Source organism: Pseudomonas sp. NFACC39-1, assembly GCF_900110355.1.
Lineage (GTDB): Bacteria > Pseudomonadota > Gammaproteobacteria > Pseudomonadales > Pseudomonadaceae > Aquipseudomonas > Aquipseudomonas tehranensis.
In genome coordinates this window covers 383,592-399,688 of the sequence record NZ_FODL01000004.1, presented here as the reverse complement: position 1 = coordinate 399,688, position 16,097 = coordinate 383,592, and the positions used below count along the sequence as shown (strand labels likewise).

At 60.2% G+C, this 16,097-nt stretch carries 14 protein-coding genes; all 14 read right to left on the bottom strand.

The window, feature by feature from the left end; all coding sequences use genetic code 11:
- Positions 1-28: 28 nt before the first annotated feature.
- The 14 genes from BMY45_RS11220 to rfbF all read right to left on the bottom strand — a co-directional run bounded on the left by BMY45_RS11220 (position 29) and on the right by rfbF (position 15,863).
- Positions 29-955, bottom strand: a complete 927-nt coding sequence (locus tag BMY45_RS11220) for a ketoacyl-ACP synthase III (RefSeq protein ID WP_047226235.1) — start codon at positions 953-955, stop codon at positions 29-31.
- Between the two features lie 197 nt (positions 956-1,152).
- On the bottom strand, positions 1,153-2,205 hold the full coding sequence (gene pseI, locus BMY45_RS11215; RefSeq protein WP_092397526.1) for a pseudaminic acid synthase: 1,053 nt from the start codon (positions 2,203-2,205) through the stop codon (positions 1,153-1,155).
- Positions 2,198-3,703 carry a UDP-2,4-diacetamido-2,4,6-trideoxy-beta-L-altropyranose hydrolase gene (gene pseG / locus BMY45_RS11210; protein ID WP_092397524.1) on the bottom strand — a complete coding sequence of 502 codons (1,506 nt, stop codon included), beginning with the start codon at positions 3,701-3,703 and terminating at the stop codon, positions 2,198-2,200. The genes pseI and pseG overlap by 8 nt, the downstream gene beginning before the upstream one ends.
- Positions 3,700-4,401, bottom strand: coding sequence for a pseudaminic acid cytidylyltransferase (pseF, locus tag BMY45_RS11205; RefSeq protein ID WP_092397522.1), 702 nt, complete (start codon positions 4,399-4,401; stop codon positions 3,700-3,702). Before pseF ends, pseG begins: the two co-directional genes overlap by 4 nt.
- A 4-nt stretch (positions 4,402-4,405) precedes the next feature.
- Positions 4,406-5,566, bottom strand: a complete 1,161-nt coding sequence (pseC, locus tag BMY45_RS11200; RefSeq protein WP_092397520.1) for a UDP-4-amino-4,6-dideoxy-N-acetyl-beta-L-altrosamine transaminase — start codon at positions 5,564-5,566, stop codon at positions 4,406-4,408.
- The gene (gene pseB / locus BMY45_RS11195) at positions 5,563-6,564 is read right to left on the bottom strand and encodes a UDP-N-acetylglucosamine 4,6-dehydratase (inverting) (protein WP_092397518.1); all 1,002 of its coding nucleotides are present in this window, start codon (positions 6,562-6,564) and stop codon (positions 5,563-5,565) included. The genes pseC and pseB overlap by 4 nt, the downstream gene beginning before the upstream one ends.
- A gap of 30 nt (positions 6,565-6,594) precedes the next feature.
- Complete coding sequence (locus BMY45_RS11190; RefSeq protein ID WP_092397516.1) at positions 6,595-9,528, bottom strand: TIGR00180 family glycosyltransferase; 2,934 nt, start codon at positions 9,526-9,528, stop codon at positions 6,595-6,597.
- Positions 9,529-9,578: 50 nt separating this feature from the next.
- The gene (locus BMY45_RS11185) at positions 9,579-10,316 is read right to left on the bottom strand and encodes a cephalosporin hydroxylase family protein (RefSeq protein WP_092397514.1); all 738 of its coding nucleotides are present in this window, start codon (positions 10,314-10,316) and stop codon (positions 9,579-9,581) included.
- A 15-nt stretch (positions 10,317-10,331) separates the two neighbouring features.
- Positions 10,332-11,402 (bottom strand): class I SAM-dependent methyltransferase, encoded by a 1,071-nt coding sequence (locus BMY45_RS11180; RefSeq protein WP_092397512.1) that lies wholly within the window; start codon positions 11,400-11,402, stop codon positions 10,332-10,334.
- Positions 11,392-12,249: an NAD-dependent epimerase/dehydratase family protein gene (locus BMY45_RS11175; protein WP_092397510.1), complete on the bottom strand. Its 858-nt coding sequence runs from the start codon at positions 12,247-12,249 to the stop codon at positions 11,392-11,394. Before BMY45_RS11175 ends, BMY45_RS11180 begins: the two co-directional genes overlap by 11 nt.
- On the bottom strand, positions 12,246-13,472 hold the full coding sequence (locus BMY45_RS11170; protein WP_092397508.1) for a class I SAM-dependent methyltransferase: 1,227 nt from the start codon (positions 13,470-13,472) through the stop codon (positions 12,246-12,248). The genes BMY45_RS11175 and BMY45_RS11170 overlap by 4 nt, the downstream gene beginning before the upstream one ends.
- Positions 13,469-14,029: a dTDP-4-dehydrorhamnose 3,5-epimerase family protein gene (locus BMY45_RS11165; RefSeq protein ID WP_092397506.1), complete on the bottom strand. Its 561-nt coding sequence runs from the start codon at positions 14,027-14,029 to the stop codon at positions 13,469-13,471. The genes BMY45_RS11170 and BMY45_RS11165 overlap by 4 nt, the downstream gene beginning before the upstream one ends.
- Positions 14,026-15,108 carry a CDP-glucose 4,6-dehydratase gene (gene rfbG / locus BMY45_RS11160; protein WP_092397504.1) on the bottom strand — a complete coding sequence of 361 codons (1,083 nt, stop codon included), beginning with the start codon at positions 15,106-15,108 and terminating at the stop codon, positions 14,026-14,028. Before rfbG ends, BMY45_RS11165 begins: the two co-directional genes overlap by 4 nt.
- Positions 15,090-15,863: a glucose-1-phosphate cytidylyltransferase gene (gene rfbF / locus BMY45_RS11155; RefSeq protein ID WP_076385852.1), complete on the bottom strand. Its 774-nt coding sequence runs from the start codon at positions 15,861-15,863 to the stop codon at positions 15,090-15,092. The genes rfbG and rfbF overlap by 19 nt, the downstream gene beginning before the upstream one ends.
- Positions 15,864-16,097 lie beyond the last annotated feature (234 nt).

Genomic DNA, 16,097 nt, shown 5'->3' with positions numbered 1-16,097 from the left:
CTATTTTTTGTGCTCAGGCTTTAACGGCTCAAGGACGATAAATGATCGCCGAGCCCCAGGACAGGCCCACGCCAAAACCACTTAACGCCACGCGTTTCCAGTCGGAATCGAGCACGTGCTTTTCCAGCAGCAATGGAATGCTCGATGACACGGTGTTCCCGGTCTCGACCATGTCCTTGATGAACTTCTCCGGCTCACCTTCGAAACGCCGGGCCACCGCATCGACAATCGCTGCGCTGCCCTGGTGAATGCAAAAGGCATCAATGTCGCTGGCTTGCAGATCGGAATCGGCGAGCAATTCATGCAAATGGGCCGGCACCTTGATCAAGGCGAAATTGAACACTTGGCGACCGTTCATGAAGAACACGCCGTCGCTGACCTTCAGGTGCGGTGCACCGGAACCGTCGGTGCCGAACTTGGCCTTGCCCAAATGCCAGGGTGCATCCTCGCCCATCCAGGTAGCGGTGGCGGCGTCGCCAAACAACATCGTGGTGTTGCGATCTTCCGGGTCGACGATCTTCGAATACGGGTCCGCCGTTATCAGCAGGCCATTCTTCAGGCCGGCGGCCTCCATGAACCCCTTTATGGCGTAGATGCCATAGACATAACCCGAGCAGCCCAGGGAAATATCAAACGCCGCCACCGTGGTCGGCAAACCGAGCTTGTCCTGAACAATGGCCGCGGTGTGAGGCAAGCCTTCTTCGTCACCGTTCTGGGTAACGACGATCAGTACATCGACAGACTCACGCTTGAGGCCGGGATTGTTGGCAAACAGCGCATTGGCCGCTTCTACACACAGGTCCGAGGTTTCCTGCCCGTCATCCTTGCGCGGCAAGAAGGCGGAACCGATCTTACCCAGGATGAACTCTTCATCCTTGTCGAACTTCGCACCTTGTGCGTAATTGTCCACGCCGGCTACAGGAACGTAGCTCGCAATGCCTTTTATGCCAATCATTACGGCTTCCCAATTAAAAACAGCCCAATACCACCGCTCGTAAGGATTCGAGGGGCGCCGACAAACGGGAAGTGTAAAGGGCTATCACTGGGCCTGATAAGGGCCAGGCGCCATCTTCCCGGTCAATACAATACAGTGAAGATGCGCGTTATGACTCACAGGTCACGCGATTTTACTGATTAAGCTCGATCATAAAGCTATTCAACCAGTGTCCAGGCCAGGGGAGTACCCCGCGCGATCGCCTGGCGAGCGCACCGGCCCATCACGGCGTCCGCATGCTTGGGAGCCAGTCCCAGGCCCGGGCGGATGGCCCGCAGGTTCTGCGGTGTAAACGCATCACCAGGGTTCATGTCTTGTGTCACGTACAGCGACCGGCGATAGACCAGCGACTTGCGCTCAGCCTCCGTCACGCCATAGTGCACCTGCCCAAGCGCCTGCCAGGCGCGCTCGGTTTCGATCACCAACGCCGCGAGTTCCGCCGGTTCCAGCGAGAAACTGGCGTCCACTCCGCCGGCGGCGCGGTCAAGAGTGAAATGTTTTTCCACCACGGTAGCGCCCAACGCCACGGCGGCGACAGACACCCCGACGCCCATGGAATGGTCCGATAAGCCCACCTCACAGCCGAACAGTTCTCGTAAATGAGCGATGGTGCGCACATTGCTGTTGGCTGGCGTGGCCGGATAGGTGCTGGTGCATTTAAGCAGCACTAGATCCTTGCAGCCGGCTTGGCGGGCGGCACGCACGGTTTCGTCGAGTTCGGCGATGCTTGCCATACCGGTAGAAATAATCAATGGCTTGCCGGTGGCAGCGACCCGACGGATCAGCGGCAGATCCGTGTTTTCGAAACTGGCGATCTTGTAGGCCGGCACGTCCAGACTCTCGAGGAAATCCACGGCTGTCTCGTCAAACGGCGTCGAGAACGCCAGCATCCCCAGCGCCTTTGCCCGGGCGAAAATCGGCGCATGCCATTCCCACGGTGTATGGGCCTTTTTGTACAGGTCATACAGCGAGGTCCCGGCCCACAGGCTGTTGGGGTCCTTGATGAAGAACTCACCTTCGCTCAAATCCAGCGTCATGGTATCGGCGGTGTAGGTTTGCAGCTTCAAGGCGTGGGCACCGGCTCGGGCGGCGGCCTCGACGATCTGCAACGCCACCTCCAGGGACTGGTTATGGTTGCCGCTCATCTCGGCAATGATGAACGGTGGCACCTGCGCCCCGATGCTGCGGTGGCCGATTTTGAAACTACTCATGGGGGTGATCCTTCAATACACGCGTGAACACGCAGGTACTTTGAATAAAACCGGCCTGCCGAAACAGGTTCAGGGATGCTGGGTTGCCGGGCAATATTTGCGCAGTGAGAGTTCGTAGTTGAGGCCAATGGGTGGTAACAAAGGCTTCGCCATGGGCCAGCAGCGCCCTGCCCCAACCAAGCCCCAGGCGACTTTCGAACAGATAAATCGACACCAGCGCCTCGGTGCCTTGCAAGTCATAACGTAAGGCGCCCACGGGCCCGTCCGTGGTTTCACCGATCAGTAACAGACGCTGCGCGTTGACCAGGCTTGCTTGTAGCCATTGACAATGGCGGTCCCAGTCAATGATCGACGTATCCAGCGATACGCGGCGCACGGCCTCGGCGTTACGACCGTCAAAAAGCAGCTGGGCGTCGGCTTGCGTGGCCGGGCGAATCTGGAGCAAGGCACCGGCCAGCGTCGCTGCGACCCTTTTTGCACCCAAGCCATCGACCAATTGCCGTGAGCGCTGGGCCAAACTACAGCGCATGCCGTGATTGTCCGCAACGAACCCGATGGCCTGGCGCAACTGCTCGACGCTGACCACTTCCCGAGGGCCGAGATACACGTGTGCGCCAAACGTCGCCATCACCTCACCATTGGCCTGCTGATTGTTCGACACCGCAATGCAAATCGTCGGCAGGCCCATCGCGGCGCGCTCCCAACTGGTCCCGCCACCGGCCCCGATGAACAGGTCCGCCTCGAACATGAGTTGATGGAAGTTGCCCACGAAACTGTGCAATCGCCAACGCGGCCGACTCGCCACCATCACTTGCATCTGAGCCCAGGCGGGGTTGTCGGCTCCGGCGACAAAATCGACGTCAAGATCATGAAAATCCGCCAGCGCTCGCATGGCGTGATGGGTTTGCATCGCTGCATCAAACCCGCCGAAGTTAACCAGTACCCGTCTGACCTTGGGTTGTGGCTCAATCGCCCGACCACAAAACTCATCACGCAACAATGCGTACCGCGGCCCGAGCAGTGTCTGGCAGTGCTCGAGTAATAGCCCTGCGTACGCGGCCCGGGTGCCGGACAGGTTCTGATTGAGCAGTAGATCGACGCTATAGGTGCGTGTTGCCAGGTCGTCCAGGGCCATGATCCGGGGCGCAAAGCGCCGTGCGGCGGTTTGCCAATGATGGTCCAGGCCGTAATGGTCGACGATGATCCAGTCGAAACCCGGCTGACCGCTCAAAGCCTGTTCCAACGCAGTGATATCCGCCTGCCAGGGCAGCAACGACTCGATCGCCTGTAGCGGATCCTCGTCGGGATAGAGATCCGGCAAGGCAAAGGTTGCGAAGCCCTCGGTTGCCAATGCCTGTAATCGATGCCCTGACAGCGAGCGGCAGGCAAACGCCACGTGCGTCCCCTGCCCGCGCAGCACGCGAGCCAGCGTCAGGCAGCGAGCAATGTGCCCGCTGCCAATGGTTGGCGAGGCGTCCGCGCGAATCAGTACCCTCATTGCAGCTCCCCGCCTGCTTTCAAGGCGGCGTAGAGGTATTCGGCCCGTTTCCAGTCTTCAGGGGTATCGATGTCTTGCACCAGATGGCGGGGCAGGATCACCGGCAGGCTGTTGGGGGAAAACAGCACGTCACCCCGCAACCAGGCCTCCCGACGCCCCCAATAAAACTGGCCGGCATCCTGGAAAGCTTCCGGCAGGTCCTGAGAGCGAGTGTCGCGAAACTGCGGATAAAGCGGGGTCAGCGCGCCCTGCTCATCCAGGGTCAAGGCCCGTTGTACGGGAAAACCAAAACCGGTCACTGAAAACGCGAACGACTTGTCGGGGTGCTCGCGTAACAACTCAAATCCCTCACGCAGGAACCGCGCCTGCAACAGCGGAGCGGTGGCATAGATACAACAGGCGAAATCGAACGACCGCTCGCGCAACTCGCCCACCGCATGGGCGATCACCGCTGCCGTCCCGGTGAAATCATCAGCCAGCGCGCCCGGACGCATGAACGGTACCCGCGCGCCATGATCCTGGGCCAGCTCGGCGATTTCTTCGTCGTCGGTGCTGACAATCACCTCATCGAACAGCCGCGAGGCCAGGGCCGTGCGAATCGAGTGGACAATCATGGGCACGTCAGCGAACAGCTTCAGGTTCTTGCGAGCGATCCGCTTGCTGCCGCCCCGGGCGGGAATGATCGCGATGGCGTTCACCTCATTACTCCTCAAGCAATCGGCGCAGTTGCTCGACCACATAGTCCTGCTGTTCATCACTGAGGGAAGGAAACATGGGCAAGCTGATGGCTTCGCTGTAATAACGTTCGGCCTGGGGAAAATCACCTGCGGCAAATCCCAGGTCACGGTAATACGGTTGCAGATGAACCGGAATGTAATGCAGGTTTACGCCAATCCCGGCCGCACGCAAGCCCTCGAATACCTGAAGATGGCTGAGGGTGATGCCGTCAAGTTGCAAGCGCACCACATACAAATGCCAGGCCGACTCCGCGTCGGGCTGTAAGCCGGGCAAGGTCAATGGCAAACCGCCCAGCAAACGATGGTATCGCGCTGCCAGCTCACGGCGCCGTGCGATAAACCCATCCAGCTTGTTCAACTGCGAGAGCCCCAGCGCGGCTTGCAGGTCTGTCATGCGGTAATTGAAACCCAACTCGACTTGCTGGTAATACCACGGCCCATGGCTGGGCTCGGTCATTTGGCCGGCCTCGCGGGTCATTCCGTGGCTGCGCAGGCGTTGCAGGCGCTGTGCCAGTTCCGGGCGATTGGTCAGGACCATGCCGCCTTCGGCGCTGGTGATGATTTTCACCGGATGGAAACTGAACACGGTCATGTCCGCGAATTCGCCACAGCCCACCGGCCGGCCCGCATAAGACGCCCCCACTGCATGGGAAGCATCCTCGATCACTGTAAAGCCGTACCGCTCCGATAGCTGGCCGATTCTGCGCATGTCACAGCTTTGCCCCGAGAACGCCACCGCCACCAGCACCTTGGGCAGCCTCCCATCGCGCTCGGCCTCTTCAAGTTTTGTGGCAAGGGCAGCGGCATCGAGATTCCAGGTCAGCGGATCGATATCGACAAAATCGACCTGCGCGCCGCAATAACGCCCGCAGTTGGCCGAGGCCAAGAAGGTATTGGGGGTGGTCCATAAACGATCACCTGGCCCGAGCCCCGCCGCCACGCAGGCGATGTGCAGCGCAGAGGTCGCATTGCACACCGCCACGGCGTGAGCGGCCTGGCAACGCAGGGCCATGGCCTGCTCGAAACGCTCAAGAGCCGGCCCCTGGGTCAGCCAATCGGAGTGCAATACCGCGACCACCGCATCGATATCAGCCTGATCGAGACTTTGCCGACCGTAGGGAATCATGTCGGCAACCGGGCATGAAGGTCGGCAATCTGATCCACCGACAAAAAGTGCGGATTGGTGTCGGAGCGATATTCGAAGTCCTCCGCCACAGGCTTGCCGCGCTCACCCAGGTTGTCCAGCGCGAAATCCACATCCACGCTGGTGAAGCGAATCGATGGCTGGATGGTGTAATGATCGGCAAACTCAATGGTCATGCGCGCATCATCGAGCGGCACCATCAGCTCATGGAGTTTTTCGCCGGGACGAATACCGACGTTCTGGTGAGGTAAATGCCCAGCCATCCCCGTCGCGAGATCGACGATGCGAATTGACGGAATCTTCGGTACGAAGACTTCACCACCATGCATACGGGCAAAGCTGTCGAGCACAAATTGCACGCCGTGATCGAGGGTGATCCAGAAGCGGGTCATACGCTCATCCGTAATCGGCAACTGCGTCGCACCCTCTGCGATCAATTTGCTGAAGAACGGCACCACGGAACCTCGCGAGCCGGCGACGTTGCCGTAGCGCACCACAGCGAACCGGGTTTGCTGTTCACCCGCGATATTGTTGGCTGCCACGAACAGCTTATCCGACAGCAACTTGGTCGCGCCGTATAGATTGATCGGGCTGGCCGCTTTGTCGGTGGACAGCGCAACGACCTTTTTCACGCCATTGTCGATGGCTGCGGCAATAATGTTCTCGGCGCCATTGACGTTGGTGCGTATGCATTCGGTGGGGTTGTATTCCGCTGCCGGCACTTGCTTGAGAGCCGCAGCGTGCACTACATAGTCAATCCCGCGCATGGCCTGACGCAAACGGTCAGCATCACGTACGTCCCCCAAAAAATAACGCATGCAAGGGGCGTTGAACGTCTGCTGCATTTCGTATTGCTTGAGCTCATCGCGGGAAAATACCACCACGCGCTTGGGCTGGTATTGCTCCAGCAACCGCCGGATGAAATTGCGCCCGAACGAACCGGTGCCACCGGAAATAAAAATCGATTTACCGTTGAACATGCCTTGAGTCCTTTTGCCTGACAACCAGGCCTAAGCCAACAACCGCGCCCAGTCCACCGCCGAGGCGGTGCCCAGCGCAAAGCCGGTACCGGTCAAGGCCAGGTTGGGGTTACGGGCCGGGTCGTGTTCGAAGCGCGCCTGCCATTTGTCCTGCAGGGCGCCGGCAGCCTGTGGCGCTTCGACGAATGTGCCGGGGTGCAGCATCTGGGCCTGCGGGGTCCAGACGGTGAGATAACCCGCATCGGCCGCTTTCAGGCACAGATCGACGTCGGCAAACGCGTCAGCGAAGTGCTCCTCGTCCAGGCCGTCCACGGCTTCGAACAGGTCCTTGCGAATCATCAGGCAAGCGCCCGACACCGCCGAATAGCTCTGCTCCACCTGATGGCCATTGAGGTAGCCCTTGGCGTCTTTGCGTTCGCCTACAAACACCGAGCCCACCTGGCCGTCGGGTTTAAGCACCAGCCCGGCCTGGGTGGTGACACCGCGGATGTCCATCTGTTTGCTGCCGACGATCCCCACCTCAGGCCGCTGGGCCTGGTTGAGCAAACTGTCGAGCCAGTTGGCATTGACCACTTGCACCTGGGCCGACAGCAGCACCAGATAATCACCTTTGGCCTGACCGCTGGCCCAGTTGTACAACGCAGAAGCGCTCAAGCGGCGGTCGCTGCGCAGAATGCGAACCCGTTCGCCCTTGCCTTCCAGGCTATCCAGCCATTGGATCAGGTCTTCGGATTGGCTGTGGTTGTCAGCGATCAGAATTTCATGACGCTGATAACGGGTACGTTGCAGCACGCTGACCAACGCCTGTTGGACGTGTTCAAAGTTGTCGCGACTCTCGAGGATGATCGACACCAGAGGTCGCTCGGCGTGCTGGTAATCGATCTGGTAGGTCAGCGGCTGGGCCGAAGTGACCTGGGCGCGGTAGCCCCGGGCAGCCAAGTGACGGGTCAGCACCTGACGCTCTTGAGGGTTTTCTTCCTGCGCCGGGGCGTTGCAGATCAACAACGGTTCGGCCAGATGCGCCAGACCGCTGAGCCCTTCGTCCTCGATCAGGCGCAACAGCAGGTCCAGTTCCAGCGCCTGGGTGTATTGCGCGGTAAAGCCACCGGCCTGGGTCAGCACCTCACGGCGAATCAGCCAATGCCGCGCCATCAACGAAGGCACCGATTGCAACAGATCAAGGTTGACCCCCGGACGGAATACGTCGGTGAGGCCGCCATCGGTCTTGCGCTGGATTTCATCCATGGCTACCGCACGCACACCCTCGGCACCGATCAGTTCGAGGCTGGCGCGCAGCAGGCCGCTTTGGGTGAACTGGTCACCGGCTTCGGCCAGCAACAGCCAGTCGGCGGTGGATTGCCCGACGACCTGATTGATGCGCTCGACGTAATTGGCGGTGCTGACTTTGACGAAGTGCACGGTGTCACGCACAGAGGTGGTCGCCGGCAAATCACCGGTGGTGAACACCACTACGTTGAATGCTTTGCAATGGCCATTGACCAGGCTGTCGAAGGAGGCCTGCAACTTGAACATGTCAGCGTCCAGATCCAGCAACAGGATGCCAAACCGCGGCCCGCCCTGACGCTCGGCCAGGTGGGCGGCGATGGACTTGAGTTGCTGTTCATCAGGGTTACGTGCCTCAAGCCAGCTCAACAAGCGGCCGGAGTGCATGTTCTCCAGTAACCGGCGACCCTGCTGTCCCGGCACCGAGTCCAGGCGCTCGAGCCAGGCCTGCAACTTCACCGCCTCCTCAGGCTCGTCGCTGTTCTTCAACGACTCGGCCAGGCGCTTGACCACGGTACGGTTGAACGCATAAAGACCTTGGGCTTCCCACAAACGGCTGCGTATCGTGCGTTCGTTGTCGTTGGGTTGCACCTGCATCAATTCGTGCTGGCGCAGCAGGATGCCTTCCAGTTGCTGAAGCTGAAGGCGACCGGCCGGCATGGCATGCAGCAGGAATTCGAACTGGGTCAGCAGATCGAATACCCGTTGGTTGTAGAAAGGCATCTCGACAAACTGCTGTGGGCCAAACGAACGTATCGGCTCGCCCCCTGCTTCCAGCCAGGCCGAACGAATGATCTGTGTGCCCTTGAGTGAACGCCCCTGCTGCAGGCAGTCAGCCATGGCCGCGAAGCTGTCCAGAGCGATCTGCTTGGCACGTCCCGGCGCTTGCTCGCGCAGCGGCGTTGGAAGGGACGCCAGAAACTCGGCGAATTGCTCGCGCTCGGCAACGCTTTTGGCGTCCTTGTAGCTAAGCACGGTCAACACATTGGTGTTGTGTTCGGAACCGCCGTAGTTGAGTTCGCGCACGGCGAACGGAATCGGCAGGATCCGCGCCTTGGCGCACGCCAGCAAGTAAAAGGTATGACCGATTTCCTGCCATTCGAAACTGGTGCCTGGCGGCAGCATGCCGTACCACTGCTGCAGCAGGTCGGTGCGGGTCACGGCATAGAACGGCGGCAGGAACTGATCCATGAAGCGGATCACCCGGTCTTCGGACAGTTCGCTGTTGTAGTCCTCATGAACCTTGCGATCACGACGGAAATAGTTCACTTCGGTCGCACAGGACAGGTACATGATCCCGTAGCCATGGCACAGGCCATAGTCAGGATTGGCTTCGAGGAACTCCACCGACTCGGTCAAGGCATCGTGCAGCAGGAAATCGTCATCGGCGGCGAACACCATGTAGGGCGTCGAGACCTGATTGACGCCGTACACCAACTTGTCTTGCAGCCCCTTGTAGGTGAACTGCGGCAAGTGCCGGTAATCGACCGACGGAAAGTCCCGGGCAATTTGCTCATCGCGCTCGACCGATGAATCAAGCACCAGCACCGAACACGGATAACCGCTGTAGTAATGCAATGTCCGGCGCAGGAACGCGCTGCGGTTGTGGGAGATCACCACCACCGTGAACCGCTCGTTCAGCGGTGCCACGTTGCTTTGAGCATTGTTTCGAACCTGCATATTTCCTGTCCCCACAACCTGCCAGACGCCAATGATTTGATACGGATGAATTAACGAACCCGGCGCAGATAGCCATCCGGTGCAACGGTGATCAGCAGCTTGTTCTGCAACTGCCGGTCAATTTCGAAATCGCCATTTTCCTCAAGGTATTTCCACACCGCGGTTTTCGGGTTGTCGCCCGGGCCCCATGGACGATCCGGGAAAAAGTCCGCCGGCATGTCCTCGACCACGGTGTCCATCACCACGCAATAGCTGCCCACCGAAACCAGCGGTGCGTACAGGCGCAGTTCTTCGAGGACATGGTCGTGGGTGTGGTTGGAATCGAGCACCAGGATGACTTTTTTGCCTTTGGCCGCAGCATGGACCTGCTCGGCGATGGCCGGATCGATGCTCGAGCCCTCGATCATCGAGATGCGTTTGCTCATCGGGTGGTTTTCGATGGCTTCACGGTTATGCGGGCGGATATCCAGGTCGATGCCCAGCACTTCGCCGTGGCCTTGCAGTTCCAGCAACGAGGCGTAATAGATGATCGAACCGCCGTGGGCGATGCCGCACTCGATGATCAGGTCAGGCTTGATCTGCCAGATCAGTTCCTGCATGGCCATCATGTCCTGCGGCAGCTGGATGATGGGGCGGCCCATCCAGGAAAAATGGTAGCTGTACTTGTGACGGGCCGATTCGTTGAAAAACTCCTTGGCCAGGCCAACGAGTTTCTGGTCTTGGCCTTGACCGGCGATTTCGGTCTGGCATTGGGCTTCGAAGGCTTTATGGATCGTGTTGTCGGTCATGTTCGAATCTCGTGGTTATTGGAACGAAGCACTGTCAACGGCGTGGTAGACGTAACGCCCACCGGTCATCCGCTTGATCTCTTCAAGGTAATTGGAATTCATCACAAACACGTGCGCCCCTTCAGGCAAGGTATCCAGCGCCTCATCCGGTGAACAGACGCGCGCGCCGCTCAAGGGCAGATATCGTCCCTGCTTGGCCGGGTTGATATCCACCACGCAGTCCACCGCCACACCAGCGCGTTGCAGGAACAGCGAATAGATCACCCCTTTGGACGAAGCCCCCCAGATCGCCGAGCCCTGCTGCGGCGCAGCCTGGATAATCTGCACCGCGCGCCCGAGACTGGCAGTGAAGCCGTCCGGCAACGCAAGTTCCGCCGCGGGTTCTTCCGGCGTCAGGCGCAACGTAGCCAGGTCAGCCACGATGTACAGGTACTGGCCGCCGAACAGATGTCCGGCCTCATGTACCGTGCCGAACATTCGGCGCAGGTCATCAAGGCGGAAATAATTGACATGTTCGTAGAACAGGTCGAACCAGGCGCGATGCTCCAGAATCCAGTCCAGGCAAGGCACTTCGATGTAGATTTGTCCGCCCTGGTTGGCCGCTGCGATTTCGGCGAGAAAGCTCAGCGGGTCCTGGATGTGCTCAAGCACATGACGAAGCACCACTGCATCGGCCGACAGGCCCAGGTCACGAGTGAACGGCGCCTTGATCACATCGGTGTTATCGCCCTCGTAGGCCGGGTCGATGCCCGTGATGGCGTAGCCTCGTTGCTTGAGCAGCTCCAGGAAATAACCCTTGCCACAACCGACCTCGATCAGCTCCTGAGCGCGGAAATGCCGGGCAATGATGCCTTCTACCTCAGACAGATGCTGCTGGAACTGAGCTGAGTGGGCCTGTTCGTTCTGATAATCACTGTCGTAGCTGAGCTTGTCGGCATCGAATGCCTGGTTGAAGACCAACCCGCTCACTTCGTCCTGGACGAGTACCATATCGGCACACGCCGAGGCTTTGGCCGACTGCTCATCGGCAAAGGTTCGGTTTTGCAGCACCGGAAGACCGGTGGCCCGGTACAGCTCACGCGTCATGTGCGGCTCCCAATAAGGTTTGCAAACGGTCAGCCACGCCCCAGAACGCCATGGGTTCGTGAGTCGGATAAGGATAATGGCCCAGGTTCAGGCGAAGGACGGCACCACGCTCGCGCAGGTGTGCTTCCACCAGCGCGCGCACCGACACCGGCTCGCCGCTGGAACAATTGACCACGCCATTGAATCGCCGCCGCAGCAGCAGGCCAGCCAAATGGGCGACCGCAGTCTCGATGGGCAGGTAATCGCGCAACTGCTCCCCCCCAGACATATCGAATACCGCTGCTTGCGCATCGATCGCCCGGTCCAGCGCCGCCAGCAGACTGTTGGGGTTCTGGCCAGCGCCATGCAGGTAGAACAGACGGGCCCACTGCAAGGTAAAGGGATGCTCGCGTTGCAGGTGTTCGAGAAACAGGCGCAAGGTATTTTTCGCCAAGCCGTAAGGATTGGCCGGTTGCGGCGCAGTCTGCTCGTCGAGCGGCCCGCTTTGCAGGCCATATTCGAAACAGGTGCCAGTGACCAGCACTTGGGAAACGCCTGCCTCGACGGCCTTTTTGATGAAGCGATAATCAGCCATCAAGTTGTGTTCGAAATGAAACAGTGCCTGGTAATTCGGCAACCCAGGCCATGCCAGGTGCGCCAACGCATCGACTCCTTCGGCCAGCGCCGCGACGTCCAGCGCGTCATCGTGAACATCAGCCGCCACGAACTCGACCTGGTCGAACCAAGGCAATGCTCTCGCCGGTTCGACCCGACGGGCAACAGCCCTTACCTCACAGCCACGCGCTAGCAACGCCTGGACCAGATGACGGCCGACGAACCCCGTAGCGCCAGTCACCAGGACCTTCATAGCACCGTCAACTCAGGCACGGCGATCACGAACTGCCCACCCCACTGGCGAACCTCGGCCAACTGCTGGCTGACTTCGCTCAACAGGTTCCAGGGCAGGACGAGGACGTAATCGGGTTTCTCCCGCGCGATACGCTCAGGCGACACCACAGGGATTCGACTGCCCGGCAGGTACTTGCCCTGTTTGTGCGGGTTGGCATCGGCGACCCAGGCCAATAGGTCGGGTTTGACCCCAGCATAGTTGAGCAACGTATTACCTTTGGCGGCCGCACCATAACCGACCACATGCTTGCCATCAGCCTTGGCCTGCAACAGGAAGCGCAGCAAACCATGCTTGATGGCCTCCGCGGCTGGCGCCAGGGTGGCGTAATACGCAGAAGTTTTCACGCCAGCAGACAGCTCAGCCTGCAACTGCTGTTGCACCGTGGCCTGCACCGGACGCTGCACGCCATCGGCACGCTGGACGAACACCCGCAACGAACCGCCGTGGGTCGACAGTTGGCTGACATCGAATACTTCCAGCCCGTTGCGCTCGCACAGTGTTTGTACGGCCGTCAGCGACAGGTAGGAAAAATGTTCGTGATACAGGGTGTCGAACTGCTGCCCGGCCATTAGCGTGAGCAATTGCGGAAACTCAAACGTCGCTACGCCCGTCGGCTTCAGCAGCGTGGCGAAACCGGCGAGGAAATCATTGATGTCCGGCACATGGGCGAGCACGTTATTGGCCGCCATCAGGTCGGCTGCCCAACCCTCCCCCATGAGTTGCAACGCGGTATCGCGGCCAAAGAACAGCTCGCGAATGTCCAGACCCTTTTCACGAGCCGCTTCGGCGGTGCTGCGGGTCGGCTCGACGCCCAGGCACGCAATGCCGCGCTTAGCCACGTACTGCAACAGGTAACCGTCGTTGGCGGCAATCTCCACCACGCGGCTGTCCGGGGTCAAATCGAAGCGTTCGACCATCTCGGCCACATAGCGCTCGGCATGGGCCAGCCAGGTACTGGAGAACGAACTGAAATAGGCATAGTCGGCGTCGAACAGACTGTCGGCGCGGGTGTAATCCTCGGTCTGTACCAGCCAGCACTGCTGGCATACCGCAACCTTGAGCGGCACCCACTGCTCGGCCTGCTCCAGTTGGTCGGCCCGCACGTATGCGTTGGACGGCGGCGACGTGCCAAGGTCAATCAGTGGCAACACCAGGGCAGTCCCGCAACCTCGGCAATTCATACACGCACTCCAGCGAAATGCTCATCGAGCAAGGGATGGCTGCTGTCCCGGATCGACAGATTATTGACAGGCAGCGGCCAGGCAATCGCCAGCCGCGGATCATTGACCGACACGCCACCCTCATGCTCCGGGGCGTAATCGGCACTGTGCAGATACAGGAGTTCGGCATCGTCAGTCAGAGTCTGGAACCCGTGGGCAAATCCGGCCGGGATCAACAGGCTGCGTCCGTCACCCGCCGTTAAATGCTCGGCATGCCAGCGCAGGAACGTGTCGGAATCGGGGCGCAAATCCACAGCCACATCCCAGACCTCACCGCGCAGGCAAGTGATCAATTTGGCCTCCGGTTGCGCCGCGCTCTGGTAATGCAGACCTCGCACACTGCCTCGCTCGCGGGTGCAGGAATGGTTGATCTGACGGATATGAAAGGGTTGGCCGAACGCGCTCAGACTGCCCTCGCAGAACAGCCGGGCAAAATGCCCGCGCTGGTCTTCGAAGCGTTTGTGCTGGACGCTGAATAGCCCGGCAAGAGGCAATGCCTTTAACAAAAACTCGCTCACAACGCGCCTCGGTACAGGTTCAATTGGCCGAGGGTGACCTGACGCATGTCATCGCCGTTCTGCCACGCCAAATGCCAATCGAGGGTCTGGGCCAGACACTGCTGCAACGACCAACGCGGCTGCCAACCCAACAACTGCCGGGCGCGGCTGCTGTCCAGGCGCAACAGGCCGGCTTCATGCAAATCGCTCGGTTCGATCCGCAGGCCCGGCGCCAGCGGCCAGCGTTCGGCGAGCAACTGGACGACTTCGCCGACGCTGCACATATCAGCCTCGCCGGGGCCGAAGTTCCAGGCACCGGCGAACTCCGGGCCTTGCTCAAGGAGCCGCGCGGCCAATTGCAGGTAACCGGCCAGCGGTTCCAGGGCGTGCTGCCAGGGGCGTACGGCCTGGGGATAACGCAGCGTCACCGGTTCGTCCGCCGACCAAGCCTTGAGCACGTCCGGGATCAGCCGTTCAGGGGCGAAGTCACCGCCGCCCAGCACGTTTCCGGCCCGGGCCGTGGCCAGGGCCAGGCCGTGTTCGGCGTAACGATCGGCGGAGAAAAACGAGGCGGCATAAGATTGCGCCAGCAACTCGCAGCAGGCCTTGCTGCTGCTATAAGGATCATGGCCGCCCAGAGCTTCGTTTTCGCGGTAGGGCCACAGCCATTCCTGATTGGCGTAGACCTTGTCGGTGGTGACCAGGACACAGGCTCGCACGCCGCCGATCTGACGGACCGCTTCGAGCAGGTTCAGGGTGCCCATGACATTGCTGGAGTAAGTGCCCAGCGGATCGCGATAACCTTCACGCACCAACGGCTGGGCCGCCAGGTGCAGGACAATCTGCGGCTGCACGTCGGCGAGCACTTCCAGCAAGGCACCGAGGTCGCGCAAATCACCGCGCCGATCATCGATGCCCTCGCCTACGCGGGCCAACTCAAACAGGCTTGGATCAGTGGCCGGATCCAGGGAAAAGCCACTGACCTGCGCGCCCAGGCTTTGCAGCCACAGCGCCAGCCAACTGCCCTTGAAACCGGTGTGGCCGGTAACCAGCACCCGCTTGCCGCGCCAGAACTCCGGACTCAACCCCATTGCTTCCATGGGGCCTCCCCGCTTTGCCACAGGGCCTCAAGATGATTTTTATCCCGCAGGGTGTCCATCGGGTGCCAGAAACCGTCGTGCTGGAACGCCTGCAGTTGCTGTTCCGTTGCCAACGCCGCCAGCGGTTCGGCCTCCCAGGAAGTCTGGTCGTCAGCGATATAAGGCAGGACCTTGGGCGAGAGTACAAAAAAACCACCGTTGATCCAGCCACCGTCACCCCGAGGTTTTTCGGTGAAACCCAGGACGCTATCGCCGTCGCGCTCAAGCGCACCGTAACGTCCAGGAGGCTGGACGGCGGTGACCGTGGCGAGCTTGCCGTGGGCCAGGTGAAAATCCACCAGCGCACCGATGTTGAGGTCCGAGACGCCGTCACCATAGGTAAAGCAAAACGCCTCTTCGTTTTCCAGATAACGCGCCGCCCGACGCAGCCGGCCGCCGGTCATGGTGTCTTCACCGGTGTCGATCAAGGTTACGCGCCACGGCTCGCTGTAGTTCTGGTGAACGTCCATGCGGTTGTTGCACATGTCGAAGGTGACATCGGAGGTGTGGAGGAAGTAGTTGGCGAAGAAGTCCTTGATAGCGTAGCCCTTGTAGCCCAGGCAAATGACGAAGTCGTGGATTCCATGGGCGGAATACTGCTTCATGATGTGCCAAAGAATTGGCTTGCCACCGATCTCGATCATCGGCTTGGGCTTGAGGTGCGACTCCTCGCTGATCCGCGTGCCGAGACCACCTGCCAAGATAACTGCCTTCATCGTCTCCCCTCTTGTCCATCACCGGGCTCGGCCAAGCGTTGTTTCGCTTTGCGGGCGCGGGGATTACACCTTCGATGCCGATCCGGGCGCCGCGGTATGCCGCAAGCGCTCGTTTTATGGCGATATGAGGGGGGCTTGCAGGAAACGCGCCAGCTCGCTGGAGGGGATTTGAATCAAAACAGGGATGAATACTGATCTTTGTGGCGAGGGGGTTTTATCCCTCGCCACAGACCT